Origin of the sequence: Streptomyces sp. B15, from assembly GCF_018070605.1 — a bacterium.
GTDB classification, from domain to species: Bacteria; Actinomycetota; Actinomycetes; order Streptomycetales; family Streptomycetaceae; genus Streptomyces; species Streptomyces smyrnaeus.
Genome location: NZ_JAGPXJ010000119.1, coordinates 1 through 17,065, shown reverse-complemented (window position 1 = coordinate 17,065; position 17,065 = coordinate 1). Strand labels below are relative to the sequence as shown.

Below are 17,065 nucleotides of genomic sequence, written 5' to 3'. Positions count from 1 at the left end.
GTGCCATTTTGCTCCCCGAAACGGGGCCGGCCCCCCGGGAGCGGACGGTGCGCCGGGGGCCCCGGCCCGTCATTCGACGCACTCGGCGCGCGGCGTGAGCGTCAGCTCTCGTCCTCGTCGATGAGGAAGCCCCGCATCGGCGACGGCGCCTGCTGGGCCGCCTGCGGACCGCCCTGCGGCCGCACCGGTGCCATCGGCTGTGTCATGGCGGGCGACATCTGCTGCTGCCCGCCGTAGGACTGCCCGGCACCGCCCTGGGTGTGCGGTCCACCGCCGGGGCCGCCACCGTGGCCGCCCATGGAGTGCCCGTTGCCGCCCATCGTCTGGTGCCCGCCACCGTTGGCGGCGGCACCGGCGGGGGCACCGGCTCCGGCCGGGGCCATCGACGGCGCGGGCAGCGAGGCGGTCGCCGGCGTCCGCGGCGGCGCGAGCGAGTCGTCGGCCTGGTTCTCCAACTGCCGCAGCTGGCTCTCCAGGTACGACTTCAACCGCGTGCGGTACTCGCGTTCGAAGCCGCGCAGGTCCTCGACCTTGCGCTCCAGGGTGGCGCGGGCGGACTCCAGCGAGCCCATCGCGACCCGGTGCTTCTCCTGGGCGTCCCGCTCCAGCGCGTCGGCCTTGGCGCGCGCGTCCCGCTCCAGACCCTCGGCGCGGCTGCGTGCCTCGCCGACGATCTTGTTGGCCTCGGAACGGGCCTCCGCGATCGCCTGGTCGGCCGTCTGCTGGGCCAGCGACAGCACGCGGGCCGCGCTGTCGTTGTTCTGGCCGCCGCCGGGCATCTGCGGGCCGCCCTGCGGGCCACCGGGACCCATGGGGCCGCCCTGCTGCGGGCCGGGGCCACCTGGGCCCATCGGACCGCCCTGCGGACCCGGGCCACCGGGACCGCCGTGTCCACCGGGGCCGCCGGGGCCCGCGGGGAGCTGTGCCTGTCCGCCGGGAAGCTGCGGCGGGCCGCCCATGCCCTGCTGTTGGGGCGGGACGGGCTGCGGTCCGGATATGGCGGCGGGCACAGGGGCCCCGCCTTGCTGCTGCTGCCTGTCCTGAGGTTCAGGAGGCTTTCGCATACCGCCTTGTTGCTGTTGCTGGTTCTGCGCGGCCGCGCGCGTGGCCGCAGCCAGCTTGGCGCGCAGGTCCTCGTTCTCCCGCAGCAGCCGGGTCAGCTCGGCTTCGACCTCATCGAGGAAGGCATCGACCTCGTCCTCGTCATAGCCTTCGCGCAGACGGACGGTCGTGAACTGCTTGTTCCGCACGTCCTCGGGGGTCAGGGGCATCTCTTCACCTCAACGTAAGTCGTCGGCATATCGGCAAGACCATTCCGATCGTTCACAGCCTGGCCACGACGTTGATCAGGATGTAGACGATGATCATGAGTACGAAGAAGGACAGGTCGAGCGCCACGCCCCCGAAGCGCAGCGGTGGGATGAACCGCCGCAGAAGCTTGAGTGGCGGATCGGTGACAGTGTAGGTGGCCTCAAGAACGACCACCATCGCCTTGCCGGGTTGCCATGAGCGGGCGAACTGGAAGACGTAGTCCATCACCAGCCGGAAGATCAGCACGAGCAGGTAGCAGTACAGCGCGATTTGCACCACGTCCAGTGCGGTTCTCATCTGCGCGTCCCTCTCCCCTGGGGCTCTCGTGCGGCCTTGGCGGCCTGTTCCTGGTTCCTGCGTCTCAGCTCTGGTTGAAGAACCCGCCCTCTGCGATGCGGGCCTTGTCCTCCGCCGTGACATCGACGTTAGCAGGAGACAGCAGGAACACCTTCTGCGTCACTCGCTCGATACTGCCGTGCAGACCGAAGACCAGACCAGCCGCAAAGTCGACAAGTCGCTTCGCGTCGGTGTCGTCCATCTCCGTCAGATTCATGATCACCGGAGTGCCCTCACGGAAGTGTTCCCCGATGGTACGGGCTTCGTTGTAGGTCCGAGGGTGCAATGTCGTGATCCGGTACGGCTCACGTTCGGACACAACCTTGGGCATGATCACCGGGGCACTCTTCTCGACATTCTGGCGTTCAGGTGTGATGGATGACACGGGAGCAATTCTCCCGGCTCGTCCGCTTTCGGCCGCAACCGCCGGAGCCGGCTCCGGTTCCCGCTCCCGCTGCGCCGGGGGGTGAGCAACCCTCACCGGCTCCTCGGGTTCGGTCTTTTGGAGGGAATGGTGTGATTGTTCCGACTCATACCGCCGACGGTCGCGTTCGGGCTCGGGCTCGGGCTCGAACTCGTCGTCAGGGTCGAATCCCCGGCCGTCGTACCCATCGTCCTCCACGAGGCCGAGGTAGACCGCCATCTTGCGCATCGCGCCGGCCATTCTCTGCGTCCTCCGCTCTGTGGTGGATCGACTCCGCCTCCGTCACCGGTGGCCCTGGGATGATCCACGCAGCCTCTCCGACCGGCCTTTCCGGCGGAAATGACCATATATTCTGCTGTGGCCCAACTCGCTTCGCGACGTTACCGGAGCCGGGGTCGGTCTCCGAGTACCGCGCTGCCGACGCGCACATGTGTCGCACCGGCAAGCACCGCCTCTTCGAGATCCGAGCTCATTCCCGCAGACACCATGGTCGCAGCAGGATGCGCCACTCGCAGGGCGGTTGAGATTTCCAACAGTTGGTCGAAAGCCGCCCGCGGGTGCCCGGCCAGCGGACCGGTCAACGGTGCGACGGTCATCACTCCGTCGAGCCGCAGACCTTGGGCGGCTGTCACCGCCTCGGCGAGATCCGTCACACCGTCGGGTGCCACACCGCCGCGCTCCCCCACCGAGCCTGACTCGGCGTCAAAGGCGATCTGGATCAGACACCCGATCTCGCGTTCCGCGCGCACGGCGGCGTTCGAGAGCGCGGTCACCAGCCGGGCGCGGTCCACCGAGTGGACACGGTCGGCGTAACCGGCAACCGAACGGGCCTTGTTGGTCTGCAACTGGCCGACGAAATGCCAGGTGAGCCGGGCATCCGCACAGGCGGCGGCCTTCGGTGCGGCCTCCTGGTCGCGATTCTCCGCAACGTCCCGCACCCCCAGCTCGGCCAGCAGCCGTACATCACCGGCCGGGTAGGTCTTGGTCACGACGACGAGGGTGACGTCCTCGCGCTTGCGCCCCGCCGCGAAACAAGCGCTCTCGATGCGCTCCTCCACCCGAGCGAGATTCGCGGCCAGCTCCGCCTTGCGCGCCGCCTCCGGGGACTTTTCACCCCCGGCGCGCCCGAAAGCCCCCAAAGCCGCAGCAGAGGGCTCAGCGGACGCAGAGGACTCATGGGGTTCACGAGACTCAGGGGACATCCGTGCCGTCACTTCTCAGCTCGCCTCGATCCAGACATAACTCGCAAGCCTTCCCGTCGTCTTGTCCCGGCGGTACGAGAAATGATCGGCGGACTCCAACGTGCACACGGAGGACTGAGCGCACCGTGTGACCCCCGCCCGGCCGAGCTGGGCCCGCACCGCCGCGGCCATGTCGACGGCCGGGGTCCCCTGCCGCGTGGTCGCGTACGCCTCCGGAACGGCCTCGGCGACCTCGGAGCGCATCGCGTCGGGCACCTCGTAGCACTTGCCGCAGACGGCGGGGCCGGTACGGGCGACCATGCGCTCCGGCTCGGCACCGAGCCGCACCATGGCCTCCACCGTCGCCTCCGCCACGCCCGCCAGCACCCCGGGGCGCCCGGCGTGCGCCGCGCCCGCGATCCCCGCGACCGGGTCGGCCAGCAGCACCGGAGTGCAGTCGGCGGTGAGCACCGCAAGCGCGAGCCCCCGGCGCGCCGTCACGACGCCGTCGACGGGCGGCGCGTCGGCACCGAACGGGCGATCGACGACGGCGACGTCGCGCCCGTGCACCTGATGCATCCAGACCACCTCGTCGGGCGACAGCCCGAGCGCATGCGCGGCCCGCCGGCGGTTGGTCCGTACCGCTTCGGGGGCGTCGCCGACCGCGCCGCCGAGATTGAGCTCCTCATACGGAGCGGCGCTCACCCCGCCCCACCTGTCGGTGAAAGCGAAGTGCGCGCCGCCGGCCGTCTCTTGTACAGCTATCACTTCAGGCAGCTATCACTTCAGGAAGTCCGGCACATCCAGCTCTTCCGCCTGGCTGTCGTGGTACGGGCGGGCCGGCGGCACCTGCGGGGTGGCGGCCGGAGGCGGCGGCACCTCGCTCACCGGTGCCGGCTCCGGGCGGGGCGGGGTGTCCTCCTCGCGCGGCGGGGCAACCGAGCCGAGGCCGCTGAACGAGGGGCGCTCCGGCTCCGGGTCGGCGGAGGCGGCGGACGGCTCGTCCTTGTAGGAGGACGGAGCCGAAGAGGCCGCGGACGACGGCTGGCCGAGCGCCTTCTCCCCCTTCTTGGAAGGCGGCTGCCCACCGTCGAACCCGGCGGCGATGACGGTCACCCGCACCTCGTCGCCGAGCGCGTCGTCGATGACGGCACCGAAGATGATGTTCGCCTCGGGGTGGGCCGCCTCGCTCACCAGTTGGGCGGCCTCGTTGATCTCGAACAGACCGAGGTCGGAGCCGCCCGAGATGGACAGCAGCACACCCCGCGCGCCGTCGATGGACGCTTCCAGCAGCGGCGATGAGATGGCCATCTCGGCAGCGGCCACCGCGCGGTCGTCCCCGCGCGCCGAGCCGATGCCCATCAGAGCCGATCCCGCCTCGGACATCACGGACTTGACGTCCGCGAAGTCGAGGTTGATGAGGCCCGGGGTGGTGATGAGGTCGGTGATGCCCTGGACACCGGAGAGCAGCACCTGGTCCGCCGACTTGAAGGCGTCCAGCACGCTGACCTGGCGATCCGAGATGGACAGCAGCCGGTCGTTCGGAATGACGATCAGGGTGTCGACCTCGTCGCGCAGCCCCGCGATGCCGTCCTCGGCCTGATTGGCCCGGCGACGCCCCTCGAAGGTGAAGGGACGGGTGACGACACCGATGGTGAGGGCGCCGAGCGAGCGGGCGATGTTCGCCACGACGGGTGCGCCACCGGTGCCGGTGCCGCCGCCCTCGCCCGCGGTCACGAAGACCATGTCGGCCCCCTTGAGGACCTCCTCGATCTCCTCGCGGTGGTCCTCTGCGGCCTTGCGGCCGACGTCCGGGTTGGCGCCGGCACCGAGGCCGCGAGTCAGCTCGCGGCCCACATCGAGCTTGACGTCGGCGTCGCTCATCAACAGGGCTTGCGCGTCAGTGTTGATCGCGATGAACTCGACGCCCTTGAGACCGACCTCGATCATCCGATTGATGGCGTTCACGCCACCGCCGCCAATACCGACGACCTTGATGACTGCGAGGTAGTTCTGCGGTGCTGCCACGTCGAAGGCCTCTCGCCTCGAGTTACGTATCCCTGTGGGGCGGTTCGAACGCCGACCCGAACCCTAAGTGTGAAGTTTAGGGTTACCAGTGCCTGTCTTACTTGGACTCTTCTCAACGGACACTAAGTCGACAAGTGCTGGGTGTTCAACGAACACGCCGAACCTCCCGTTTTTCTTTTCACCCTATGTGATCAGACCGAGCAGTAGCCATCCAGGGTGCTCACCAGCGGCGATACGCGTCAACTGACACGGCCACAGGTGGCGGAGACTCCAGCCGTTCGCCGATCCCCGGCCACGACACCGTCCACCGCGCCGGACACCTGTGCCCCTTCGCCGATCCCGGCGGGGGGTACGGGGGTCAACCCCCCGCAAATCGCAGGACCCTGTGCGAGTGAGCCGAGCAGCGGCCAACCAGGGTGCTCACCAGCAGCGATGCCCGTCAACTGGACGGTTCGCTCCCGGCGAGGACATCAGCCTGATCATGCGAGGCAGCTCCGGTCAACTGACGCGGCCACGGAACGGTGGACTCCAGCCGTTCGCCGAACCCGGCTGGAGGTACGGGGGTTAGCGGGGAACGCCACAGCCCGGAGCGACCACGCAAGCGGATACGCCAAGCCTTCACCGAATCCGGCCGAAGAAGTCGCGAGCAGTGCGGCGATGGCTAACTGTCGGATGCGGCCGGGGCACTGGGGGCGGTGACATCGAAGTGTTCGGCGTCCTTGGCGGCTTTCATCACAGCGGTCAGTGCTCTCGCCTTCTGCGCACCGTGCTCGGAGCTCCCCCACCGCACCGTGCGGCCTCCGGTCAGCTTCAGGGTGATGTCGTCGTAGGAACCCACCCGCACGGCGCGGGTGGCGCGGTGGACGGAATCGGGGAGAGCGTCTGTGACTCTTGCCGCTTCCCGGCGCAGCCGTGCCGTTGAGAAGTACCGCTCGTCCGCCGGACGGCGCGGTTCCAGGACAAGAAGCGGAACGCCTTTCGGTGGCTTGCCGACTGTGGCGAATCGCACGCCCTCGGAGTCCACTTCCACATATTTTCCGGCCTTCTCCATGACCAGTTCCGGCCGTCTTTCCGTCACGGTGAGTACGACACCGTGCGGCCAGGACCGCTCGGCCGTCACCTCGCGAACCCGGGGCAGGGCCTCCCGTACACGCCGCTGCACGGCCGACTTGTCCACGGAGACGAGCGGCTCTCCGTCGGGGACCGCCGCCGCGCGGACGACCTCGGAGTCGCTCAGCACCCGGGTGCCGGTGACGGAGACGGACTCGATGCGCAACCACGGCGAGCCGTACAGCACCCAGCTGCCGAAGCCGCCCAGCAGGACCGCAAGAAGGAGCAGCAGGACGAGAAGGCGCCGCCGCCGCAGGCGCGGCCCGGCCCCTCCCGGGCGCGCCGGCTCCTCAAGGGCGCGGTCATGGCCGTCAGCACCGGCTCGCGCGCCGGGACGGGCACCGGCGCGGACGCCGGCAGCACTTCCCTGACCGACGGCCTTGCCCCGCGGCCGTGCCGGGTCGGACTCGCCGGTCGACCGGGACGCCGCGGACGCCTTGGAGCCCTTGGACGGCCTGGACGACTTCGATGCCTTCACGGCTTTGGCAGCTCTGACCACAAGGACCACCCTGCTTTCTGCGTTCTCGGCGAGCTGCCGCCTCCGCGCCGCGCCGGGTCAGCCCCGGCGGCCCGCGGCGATCGCCTCGTACACCATGCCGACAAGCAGTTCATCGGCGTCCGGACGGCCGAACTCGGCTGCCGCGCGCGACATGGCGGTGAGCCGCTGCGGGTCGGAGAGGACCGGGAGCACATTGCCCTGGATCCACTCCGGCGTCAGCTCCGCGTCATCGACGAGGAGTCCGCCGCCGGCCTTGACGACCGGCTGGGCGTTGAGCCGCTGTTCGCCGTTGCCGATCGGCAGCGGGACGTAGGCGGCGGGCAGCCCGACGGCCGACAGCTCCGCTACGGTCATCGCGCCCGCGCGGCAGAGCATCATGTCGGCCGCCGCGTACGCGAGGTCCATCCGGTCCACATACGGTACCGGTACATAGGGCGGCATTCCGGGCATCTGGTCCACGTGGGGGAGTTCGTTCTTGGGCCCGACCGCGTGCAGGATCTGGATCCCCGCGCGCTGGAAGTGCGGAACGACCTGCTGGACGACCTCGTTGAGCCGGCGCGCACCCTGCGAGCCGCCGGAGACCAGCAGCGTCGGCAGGTTGGGGGACAGTCCGAAGGCGGCACGCGCCTCGGGGCGTACGGCGGCGCGGTTGAGGGTCGCGATGGAGCGGCGCAGCGGGATGCCGACGTAGCGCGCCCCCCGCAGCTTGCTGTCCGGTGTGGAGACGGCGACGCCGTGCGCGTAGCGGGAGCCGATCTTGTTGGCGAGTCCCGGGCGGGCGTTGGCCTCGTGCACGACGATCGGCACACCGGCGCGCTTGGCGGCCAGATAGCCGGGCAGCGCCACATAGCCGCCGAAGCCCACGACGCAGTCGGCCTTGGCGCGCTCCAGGATCTGCTCGGCGGCCTTGATGGTGCCGCGCAGCCTGCCCGGCACGGTGATCAGCTCGGGCGTGGGTTTGCGCGGCAGCGGAACGGCCGGAATCAGCTCCAGTTGGTAACCGCGTTCCGGCACCAGCCGCGTCTCCAGACCGCGCTCGGTACCGAGGGCCGTGATCCCCACGGTCGGGTCCTGCCTGCGCAGGGCGTCCGCGAGGGCGAGCGCGGGCTCGATGTGGCCGGCGGTCCCCCCACCGGCGAGTACGACGTGCACGCTGTTTCACCGCTCTCCGGACGGCGGCCTTCCGGCACGCCGTCTCATCGTCTTCTCTCTCTTCCGGCCGGGGGCGGTCCCCGATCGCAGCACCCCTGCCGGCCCTCCCTGAGACGTGCGCTGCCACAGGGCGGGCTGCCGCACGGCCAGGGCAGCGCGTGCCGCCGGGTCGCTGCGCGCGAAGGCGATCAGCAGTCCGACAGCGAACATCGTCGGCAGCAGGGCGGACCCACCGTAGGAGAACAGCGGGAGGGGGACCCCGGCGATCGGCAGCAGACCGAGCACCGCACCCACGTTGATCACCGCTTGCGCCGTGATCCACGTTGTCACGCCTCCCGCGGCATACCTCACGAAGGGGTCCTCCGTGCGTCCGGCCACGCGGATACCCGCATAGCCTAGAGCCGCGAAGAGGGCGAGTACCGACAGCGTCCCCGCCAGACCGAGTTCCTCCCCGGTCACGGCGAAGATGAAATCGGTGTGGGGTTCGGGGAGTTGGCCCCATTTTTCCACACTCGCACCCAGTCCGGAACCGAACCATCCTCCGGAGGCCAGCGCGTAGATCCCGTGCACGGCCTGCCAGCACCGGTCGTCGGGGCCCGGATCGGTTGCGCCGATGCAGCCGAGGCGGGCCATCCGGTTGGGGCTGGAGGTGACCAGCAGCGCGGCGGCCGTCAGGGCGATCACGAGTACGCCCGTGAACAGCCGGGTGGGCGCACCCGCCAGCCACAGCAGTCCGAAGAGCACGGCGGCGACGATGAGAGCGGTGCCCATGTCGCCGCCGAGCATGATGAGCGCGAGCAGCAGCAGTACGACCGGCACCAGCGGTACCAGCAGGTGCTTCCACTGGGTGAGCAGCTTCTTCCCGCCCTTGCGCGCGAGCAGGTCGGCGCCCCACAGGACGAGTGCCAGCTTGGCGAACTCGCTGGGCTGGAGCTGGAACGGGCCGCCCAGATAGATCCAGTTCTGGTTCCCGTTCACCTCCTGTCCCACGCCGGGCACCTGCACCAGGCACATCAGGAAGACGGAGACGACAAGCAGCGGGTAGGCCAGTGCCCGGTGCATCCGTACCGGCATCCGGGAGGCGGCCAGCAGCAGCACCGCCCCGATCCCGGCGGCCACCAACTGCTTGCGGAAGTAGTAGGTGGAGGGCAGTCCGGACTGGAGTGCCTGGATCTGCGAGGCGGAGAAGACCATCACCAGCCCGAGGACGGTGATGAGCGCGCTGCCGCCCATGATCAGGTAGTACGCCGTCAACGGACGGTCCCAGGCGCGCTTGGCGCGGGCGTAGAGCCGCTTCGGTCCCGCGCCGCCCCCGGGTGCCTCGGGGCGCTTCGGCGGACGCATGGGCGCGGGTTGGCTGCGCGCGCGCCGGGGCGTGGGCGGTTTGGCGGATCGCGCCGTCATCCGTATCCCCTCCGTCTCACCCGCGTCCTCGGCCGACGGGGACGGGGTCTACTGCTCGCTGTGGCCTGCGGCGGCGAGGGCCCGGACCGCCTCGGCGAACGCGTCGCCACGCGCGTTGTAGTTGACGAACATGTCCATCGAGGCGCACGCGGGAGCCAGCAGTACGGTATCCCCGGGCAGGGCCATCGACATCGCTTCGCGGACAGCCTCCGCCATCGCCCCAGTGTCCGTGCGTTCGAGGTCGGCCACGGGCACATCGGGGGCGTGTCGCGCCAGGGCTTGTCCGATCAGCTCCCGGTCGGCGCCGATCAGTACGACGCCGCGCAGCCGGGGCGCCGACCTGGCGACCAGTTCGTCGAACGTCGCCCCCTTGGCCAGCCCGCCCGCGATCCACACGATCGAGTCGTAGGCGGCGAGCGACGCCTCGGCCGCGTGCGTGTTGGTGGCCTTGGAGTCGTCGACGAAAGAGACACCGCCGACCTCGGCGACGTGGGTGATGCGGTGCGCGTCCGGACGGAAGGCGCGCAGTCCGTCGCGTACGGCCGCGGCCGGTACACCGAAGGCGCGCGCCAGGGCCGCCGCGGCGAGCGCGTTGGCGATGTTGTGCGGCGCCGGGGGTTGGACGTCGCCGATCTCGGCCAGCTCCTGCGCCTGCTGCTGCCGGTCGGCGACGAAGGCGCGGTCGACCAGCACGCCCTCCACCACGCCGAGTTGGGAGGGTGCCGGGGTACCGAGGGTGAAGCCGATGGCGCGGGCGCCCTCCACCACGTCGGCGGCCCGCACCAGGTCCTCGGTGCGGGGCGCGAGGTCCGCGCCGGTGCCGGCTGCGTTGTCGGCGTCGTCGGCGTCGTCGGCGTTGTAGACGCAGGCCACCTGGTTGCCCTCGTAGATGCGGCCCTTGTCGGAGGCGTACGCCTCCATCGAACCGTGCCAGTCGAGGTGGTCGGGGGCGAGGTTGAGGACCGCGCCGGAGTGCGGACGCAGGCCCGGGGCCCAGTGCAGCTGGTAGCTGGAGAGTTCGACGGCGAGCACGTCGAGGCCCGCGTACGGCTCCTGCTCCAGGACGACATCGATGAGGGAGACGCCGATGTTGCCGACCGCCGCCGTCCGCAGCCCGGCCGCGCGCAGGATACTGGCGAGCATCTGGACGGTGGTCGTCTTGCCGTTGGTGCCGGTGACCGCGAGCCACGGCGGAGCGTCGGGCCCCCGCAGCCGCCAGGCCAGCTCCACATCGCCCCACACCGGTACGCCCGCCTCGGCCGCCGCCCGGAAGAGGGGGGCGGCGGGTTTGAAGCCGGGGGTGGTGACGATCAGCTCGGTGCCCTCGGGGAGCGTCCGGTCGTCGCCGAGCCGGACGGCGATCCCGAGCGCCTCCAGTTCGGCGGCCTGGCGGCGCGGGCCTTGCCCGTCGCCGCCGTTGACGGCCGTGACCCTGGCGCCGAGACGGTGCAGCACCTTGGCCGCCGGCATACCGCTGACGCCGAGTCCGGCGACGGTGACGTGCTTGCCGGACAGTTCCTCGATGAGCTTCGCCAGGTTCGTGCGGCCCGTCGCGTCCTGGCTCGTCGCATCCTGGGCGGTCACTTGCTCGCCGCCCAGCCCGCGTAGAAGATGCCGACGCCGACGATGGCGCACATGCCCTGGATGATCCAGAACCGGACCACGACAAGGACCTCGGACCACCCCTTGAGTTCGAAGTGGTGCTGGAGCGGGGCCATCTTGAAGACGCGCTTGCCGGTGAGCCGGAAGGAGCCGACCTGGATGACCACGGACATGGTGATCAGCACGAACAGGCCGCCGAGGATGGCCAGCAGCAGTTCGGTGCGCGAGCAGATGGCCAGGCCCGCCAGCGCGCCGCCGAGGGCGAGGGAGCCGGTGTCGCCCATGAAGATCTTCGCCGGCGAGGTGTTCCACCACAGGAAGCCGAAGCAGGCACCCATCAGCGCGGCCGCGACGACGGCCAGGTCGAGCGGATCTCGTACCTCGTAACAGCCGGGTCCCGCGGTGGCGATGTGCGCACAGGACTCCTGGTACTCCCATACGCAGATGAAGACATAGGCGCCGAAGACCATCACCGAGGCGCCGGTCGCCAGACCGTCGAGTCCGTCGGTGAGGTTCACGCCGTTGGACATCGCCAGGATCATGAACAGCGCCCAGACGACGAACAGCACGGGAGGCAGGGCCCAGCCGAAGTCCTGGGTGAAGGAGAGCTTGGTGGAGGCGGGGGTGAGCTGGCGCGCGTCCTCGAAGCTGAGCGCGAGGAGGGCGAAGGCGACACCGACGATGAGCTGGCCGGCCATCTTCGCCTTGGCGCGCAGCCCCAGGCTGCGCTGTTTGACGATCTTGATGTAGTCGTCCAGGAAGCCGACCAGGCCCATGCCGGCGAACAGGAAGAGCACCAGCACGCCGGAGAAGGACGGCTGCTCCCCCGTGATGAGCTTGGTGAGCGCATAGGCGAGCACCGTCGCCAGGATGAAGGCGATACCGCCCATGGTGGGGGTGCCGCGCTTGCTGTGGTGGTTCTGCGGGCCGTCGTCGCGGATGAACTGGCCGTAGCCGCGCGAGGCGAGCAGTTTGATCAGCAGGGGGGTCCCGATCAGGGACAGGAAGAGTCCGATGACCCCGGAGAAGAGGATCTGCTTCATCGTCATCGGGCGGAGCCCTCACCCTCCCTGGATCCGTCCTCGAGGAGGGCAGCCGCCACCTTCTCCAAGCCCACCGACCGGGAGGCCTTCACCAGTACGACATCTCCTGCGCGCAGCTGACCGCGCAGCAGGTCGACGGCCGCCTCAGTGCCGGACACATGCACCGACTCCTCACCCCACGAACCCTCGTTCTTGGCACCCATGTCGAGCCAGGCGGCCTCCCGGCCTCCGACTGCCACGAGCTTGCTGACGTTGAGCCGGACGGCGAGCCGTCCGATCGCGTCGTGCTCGGCGAGCGCTTCGTCACCGAGCTCGGCCATCTCGCCCAGCACCGCCCAGGTCCGGCCCCCCCGGGCCTTCGCCGCCTCCCCCATGGCCGACAGCGCACGGAGCGCTGCCCGCATGGAGTCGGGGTTGGCGTTGTAGGCGTCGTTGATGACCGTGACGCCGTCGGCGCGCTCGGTGACCTCCATCCGCCAACGGGAGAGCGTGCTCGCCGAGGAGAGCGCGTCGGCGATGTCCCCAGCAGGCATGCCCAGTTGGTGGGCGACGGCCGCCGCGGCGAGCGCGTTCGACACGTGATGCTCACCGTACAGGCGCATGGTCACATCGCCGCACCCGGTAGGTGTGTGAAGGGTGAAAGCTGGTGTGCCGCGTTCCGACAACCGCACGTTTTCGGCCCGTACGTCCGATTCCGGGGACTCACCGAAGAGCAGGACGCGGGCCTCGGTACGCGCTGCCATGGCGCGGACGTACGGGTCGTCGGCGTTGAGTACCGCCACTCCCCCCTCGTCGGCCGTCGGCAGCGTCTCGACCAGTTCGCCCTTGGCCTGGGCGATCTGCTCGCGCCCGCCGAACTCGCCGATGTGCGCCGTGCCGACGTTGAGCACGACGCCGATACCGGGCGGGGTCAGCTCGGTGAGGTAGCGGATGTGGCCGATGCCGCGGGCGCCCATCTCCAGCACCAGGTGCCGGGTGGACTCGTCCGCGCGCAGGGCGGTCAGCGGCAGGCCGATCTCGTTGTTCTGCGAGCCTTCCGGCCACACCGTCGGGCCCAGCCGCCCCAGCAGCTGGGCGATCAGATCCTTGGTGCTGGTCTTACCGCTGGACCCGGTCAGCGCGACGACCCGGGTGCCGAGCTGGTGCACGGCATGCCGGGCCAGGGCGCCCAGGGCGCGGGTGACGTCGTCGACGACGATCGCCGGGACACCGACGGGACGGGTGGCGAGCACGGCGACGGCGCCCGAGGCGACGGCGGAGGCGGCGAACTCGTGGCCGTCGGCACGCTCACCGGCGAACGCCGCGAAGAGCGCGCCGGGGCCCGCCTCCCGGGAGTCGATCACCACCGGCCCGGTGATCCGCGCTTCCAGGTCCGTTATGTCGTGCTGCCGTCCGCCGGTGAGGGCGGCGATCTCTGCGAGGGAGAGGGGGATCATCGGTTCTGGTTGTCTGTCCGGTGGTTCGCGGAGGATTCGAAAGGAGGAACGGAGGGAGCGGGGGACGAAGGCGACGGTGCCGCCGCGGTGAGCGTCGGGGCGTGCGTCGGGCCGACCGGAGCCTGCTCGGCCGCCCGGGCGCGGATGGAGTCGTACAGGACCTGGACGTCGTCGAAGGGGCGCACCACACCGGCGATGTCCTGACCCTGTTCGTGGCCCTTGCCCAGGATGAGGACGGTGTCGCCGGGTTCGGCCCGGGCGACGGCGGCCCGGATGGCGGCGGCCCGGTCCTCCTCGAGCAGCACGGTGCCGCGCTCGTGGGCGGGGACCTCGGCGGCGCCGCCGAGCATGGTGGCCAGGATCGCGAGGGGGTCCTCCGAGCGCGGGTTGTCCGAGGTGAGCACCGCCGTGTCGGACAGCCGGGCCAGCGCGGCACCCATGGCGGGCCGCTTGTGCGGGTCGCGGTCGCCGCCGCAGCCCAGAACCGCGTGCACGGCGCCCTCGGTGACCTTGCGGACGGCATACAGCACGGACTCGACGGCGTCCGGTTTGTGCGCGTAGTCGACGATGGCGAGGTAGTCCTGGCCGGCGTCCACCCGCTGGAGGCGACCGGGTACACCGGGGACGGCGCTGATGCCCTCGGCAGCGGTGTTCGGGTCGATTCCGGCGGCGGCCAGCGCAGTGAGCGCGGCCAGCGCGTTGGCGACGTTGAAGGGCCCGGCGATGGGAGCGCCGGCGAGCACTTCCTGGCCGCCGGGGCCCATGGCGGTGAACGTCGAGCCGAGCGGGCCGACCTCCACGTCCTCGGCCCGCCAGTCCGCGTCCGGGTGGCCCTCGGCGGAGAAGCTGGTGACGGGGAAGCCCTCGTCCTTGAGCTCGGTCAACAGCCGGAAGCCGTACTCGTCGTCGAAGTTGACCACCGCGGCCCGCGAGCGCTCCGGGGTGAACAGCTGCCGCTTGGCCTGGAAGTAGTCCTCGATGTCGCGGTGGAAATCGAGGTGCTCGGGGCTGAGATTGTTGAACACCGCGACGTCGAAGACGCAGCCGTCGACCCGGCCGAGGACCAGCGCATGGCTGGAGACCTCCATGGCGACCGAGCTGACACCGCGCTCCCGCATCACCGCGAACAGCGCCTGCAGGTCGGTGGCTTCCGGTGTGGTGCGCTCCGACTTGATGCGCTCGTCACCGATCCGCGACTCGACGGTGCCGATCAGACCGGTCAGCCCCCCGTCCTTCTGCGCCGCCTGCCGCAACCCTCCGTCGACCAGATACGCGGTCGTCGTCTTGCCCGAGGTGCCGGTGATGCCGATCTGCAGCAGGTCCTCGCCGGGCTTGCCGTAGATGGTGGCGGCCAGCTGCCCCATCCGGCCGCGCGGATCGGGCACCGTCAGCACCGGCAATCCGGTGGCCGCGGCGCGCTCGGTACCGCCGGGGTCGGTCAGCACGGCGGCGGCGCCCAGGCTCTGGGCCTGCTCCACGAAGTCCGCCCCGTGCAGCCGGGCGCCGGGCAGCGCGGCGTAGATGTCGCCGGGGCGTACGGCGCGCGAGTCGTGGGTGATGCCGGTGACGGACACGCCGGCTCCGGACGCGGTGTCGCCCTCGGGTGCACCGGTGGAGCCGGACACCGGAGCGCCGGGCTCGTCGGCATCCAGCAGTCGGGCCAGCTCCGCGAGCGGGACGGGCGTGACCCGCATGGGGCGGGGCGGCCCAGGGAAGGACTCGGGGGAGGTCTGATCAGCTTGTGGCACGGCGGTGAGCGTACCGGGCGGGACACCCGTGCCGCGAAGCGAGGGGCGCGGCGGCGCCGATCCCCGAAGGTTGTACGCGCTGTCAGTGATCGTTCTCACGTGGTGCATGGCTCAGTCGTTCCGGCCCTTCCCCGCGAGCACGGGGAACCGCGCGGGCTCGGCCCCGGTCGGGGGGATCTGCAGGCTCTTCAGGGAGAACTTCATGACCTTCTTGTAGACGGGGCCGCACACGTCGCTGCCGAAGTAGCTGCCCTTCTTGGGGTTCTGGACAGCGCAGTAGACGGTGATCCGGGGCTTGTCGGCGGGGGCGAATCCGGCGAAGGAGGCGGTGTAGCCGTGGTAGCGCCCCGTCTTCGGATCCACCCGGTTGGCCGTACCGGTCTTCCCCGCGACGCGGTAGCCGGGGATCTTGGCCGTGGTTCCGGTGCCCTCCATGTCGGACACCACGGACTCCAGCATCCGGGAGAGGGTCTTGGCGGTCTTCTCGCTCACGACCCGGCGCTCGGCGGGCGGCTCGGCCGGTTCGTAGCGCCCGTCGGGGCCCGTGGTGCCGCGTACGACCGTGGGTTCGATCCGCACACCGCCGTTGGCGATGGTGGAGTAGATGGAGGCGGCCTGGACGGCGTTGAGGGACAGGCCCTGGCCGAAGGGGATCGTGTACTGCTGGGAGGCGCTCCACTTCTCCGGCGGGGCCAGCAGCCCCTCGGTCTCGCCGGGGAAGCCCAGCCCGGTGGGCCGGCCGATGCCGAACTTGCGCAGATAGCTGTGGAGGACCTTGTTGGCCTGCTTCTGCGTCCTGCCCAGCTGCTCGGTGGCCAGGATGGTGCCGATGTTGCTGGACTTGGCCAGAACACCGTTGAGCGTCAGATGCCAGGTGGGGTGGTCGATGTCGTCGGCGAAGGACCGGTCGGCGCGCTTGAGCCGATTGGGCACGGTGACCGCCGTGGTGGGAGTGGCCTTGCCCTCCTCCAGGACCGCGGCCATCGACATGACCTTGCTGGTGGAGCCGGGCTCGTAGACGTCCTGGAGTGCGGGGTTGCCGAAGGAGTCCACCTTCGCGCCGCGGATGTCGTTGGGGTCGAATCCGGGCGCGCTGGCCATTCCGAGCAGCTGGCCGGTCCTGGTGTCCTGGACGATGACGTAGCCGCTGTCGGCGTGCGACTTGGCCACCTGGTCGGAGATGGCCTGCTGGGCGGACCACTGGATGTCGCGGTCCAGCGTGAGCTCCACGTCGGAGCCCGGCTCGGCCGCCTGTTCGCGGACGCCCGCGGTGGGGACCTGACGGCCGCCCGACTGGGCATAGGTGATCTTGCCGTCCTCGCCGGCGAGCTTGTCGTTCAGCATCGCCTCCAGCCCGGCGCCGCCCTTGCCGGCCGAGTTGACGAAGCCGAGCACCGGGGCGGCCAGCTCCTTGTTGGGGTAGACGCGCTTGGCGTGCTTCTCCTGGTAGATCCCGGCGAGCACATTGGGCTTCTCGCCCTTGGGCGCGGCGGCCTCCTCGTCGGCGAGCCGCTCCTTGAGCTTCTTGATCTTCCGCCAGGTCTGCGGGGTCTGCTGGCGGGCGAGCAGGACATAGCGGGTGCCCGACCGGGAGAGGTTCTTGGCCAGTTGGCCGGGCTCCTTGTCCAGCAGCGGCGCCAGCAGTTCGGCGGCCCGCTCGGGGGCGTCCTGGATCTTCGTCTGCTCGGGGGTGAACAGATACGGGTCGGCGGTGATGTCGTGGGCGTCCACCGTGCTCGCCAGCGCGGAGCCGTCCCGGGCGGTGATGGCGCCGCTGCTGGACAAGGAGCC

The 17,065-nt window shown here is 70.4% G+C and carries 14 protein-coding genes; all 14 read right to left on the bottom strand.

Annotation, left to right across the window (positions count from 1 at the left end; all coding sequences use genetic code 11):
• Positions 1-101 precede the first annotated feature (101 nt).
• Positions 102-1,271, bottom strand: a complete 1,170-nt coding sequence (locus tag KBY19_RS32535) for a DivIVA domain-containing protein (RefSeq protein ID WP_099879866.1) — start codon at positions 1,269-1,271, stop codon at positions 102-104.
• A gap of 52 nt (positions 1,272-1,323) precedes the next feature.
• The gene (locus tag KBY19_RS32530) at positions 1,324-1,608 is read right to left on the bottom strand and encodes a YggT family protein (protein WP_099879868.1); all 285 of its coding nucleotides are present in this window, start codon (positions 1,606-1,608) and stop codon (positions 1,324-1,326) included.
• A 64-nt stretch (positions 1,609-1,672) separates the two neighbouring features.
• Positions 1,673-2,311 carry a cell division protein SepF gene (locus tag KBY19_RS32525; RefSeq protein WP_099879870.1) on the bottom strand — a complete coding sequence of 213 codons (639 nt, stop codon included), beginning with the start codon at positions 2,309-2,311 and terminating at the stop codon, positions 1,673-1,675.
• 140 nt (positions 2,312-2,451) lie between these two features.
• Positions 2,452-3,210: a YggS family pyridoxal phosphate-dependent enzyme gene (locus KBY19_RS32520; RefSeq protein ID WP_099879874.1), complete on the bottom strand. Its 759-nt coding sequence runs from the start codon at positions 3,208-3,210 to the stop codon at positions 2,452-2,454.
• A gap of 78 nt (positions 3,211-3,288) precedes the next feature.
• The gene (gene pgeF, locus KBY19_RS32515; RefSeq protein ID WP_099879876.1) at positions 3,289-4,020 is read right to left on the bottom strand and encodes a peptidoglycan editing factor PgeF; all 732 of its coding nucleotides are present in this window, start codon (positions 4,018-4,020) and stop codon (positions 3,289-3,291) included.
• Between the two features lie 12 nt (positions 4,021-4,032).
• Entirely contained in the window at positions 4,033-5,280 is a 1,248-nt protein-coding gene (ftsZ, locus tag KBY19_RS32510; RefSeq protein ID WP_099879878.1) for a cell division protein FtsZ, read from the bottom strand.
• A 661-nt stretch (positions 5,281-5,941) separates the two neighbouring features.
• Entirely contained in the window at positions 5,942-6,868 is a 927-nt protein-coding gene (locus KBY19_RS32505) for an FtsQ-type POTRA domain-containing protein (protein WP_307843682.1), read from the bottom strand.
• A 78-nt stretch (positions 6,869-6,946) separates the two neighbouring features.
• A complete protein-coding gene (gene murG, locus KBY19_RS32500; protein WP_099879882.1) occupies positions 6,947-8,041 on the bottom strand; it encodes an undecaprenyldiphospho-muramoylpentapeptide beta-N-acetylglucosaminyltransferase in 1,095 nt (364 codons plus the stop codon).
• A gap of 6 nt (positions 8,042-8,047) precedes the next feature.
• On the bottom strand, positions 8,048-9,385 hold the full coding sequence (gene ftsW, locus KBY19_RS32495) for a putative lipid II flippase FtsW (protein ID WP_247691658.1): 1,338 nt from the start codon (positions 9,383-9,385) through the stop codon (positions 8,048-8,050).
• Between the two features lie 108 nt (positions 9,386-9,493).
• Complete coding sequence (gene murD, locus KBY19_RS32490; protein WP_210967277.1) at positions 9,494-10,981, bottom strand: UDP-N-acetylmuramoyl-L-alanine--D-glutamate ligase; 1,488 nt, start codon at positions 10,979-10,981, stop codon at positions 9,494-9,496.
• A 44-nt stretch (positions 10,982-11,025) separates the two neighbouring features.
• Positions 11,026-12,090, bottom strand: a complete 1,065-nt coding sequence (gene mraY, locus KBY19_RS32485) for a phospho-N-acetylmuramoyl-pentapeptide-transferase (RefSeq protein WP_099879885.1) — start codon at positions 12,088-12,090, stop codon at positions 11,026-11,028.
• A gap of 2 nt (positions 12,091-12,092) precedes the next feature.
• Positions 12,093-13,526, bottom strand: coding sequence for a UDP-N-acetylmuramoyl-tripeptide--D-alanyl-D-alanine ligase (murF, locus tag KBY19_RS32480; RefSeq protein ID WP_210956020.1), 1,434 nt, complete (start codon positions 13,524-13,526; stop codon positions 12,093-12,095).
• Entirely contained in the window at positions 13,523-15,382 is a 1,860-nt protein-coding gene (locus KBY19_RS32475) for a UDP-N-acetylmuramoyl-L-alanyl-D-glutamate--2,6-diaminopimelate ligase (protein WP_210967275.1), read from the bottom strand. The genes murF and KBY19_RS32475 overlap by 4 nt, the downstream gene beginning before the upstream one ends.
• 3 nt (positions 15,383-15,385) lie before the next feature.
• Positions 15,386-17,065: penicillin-binding protein 2 (locus KBY19_RS32470; RefSeq protein WP_210967274.1), on the bottom strand; the 1,680-nt coding region annotated here is incomplete at its 5' end.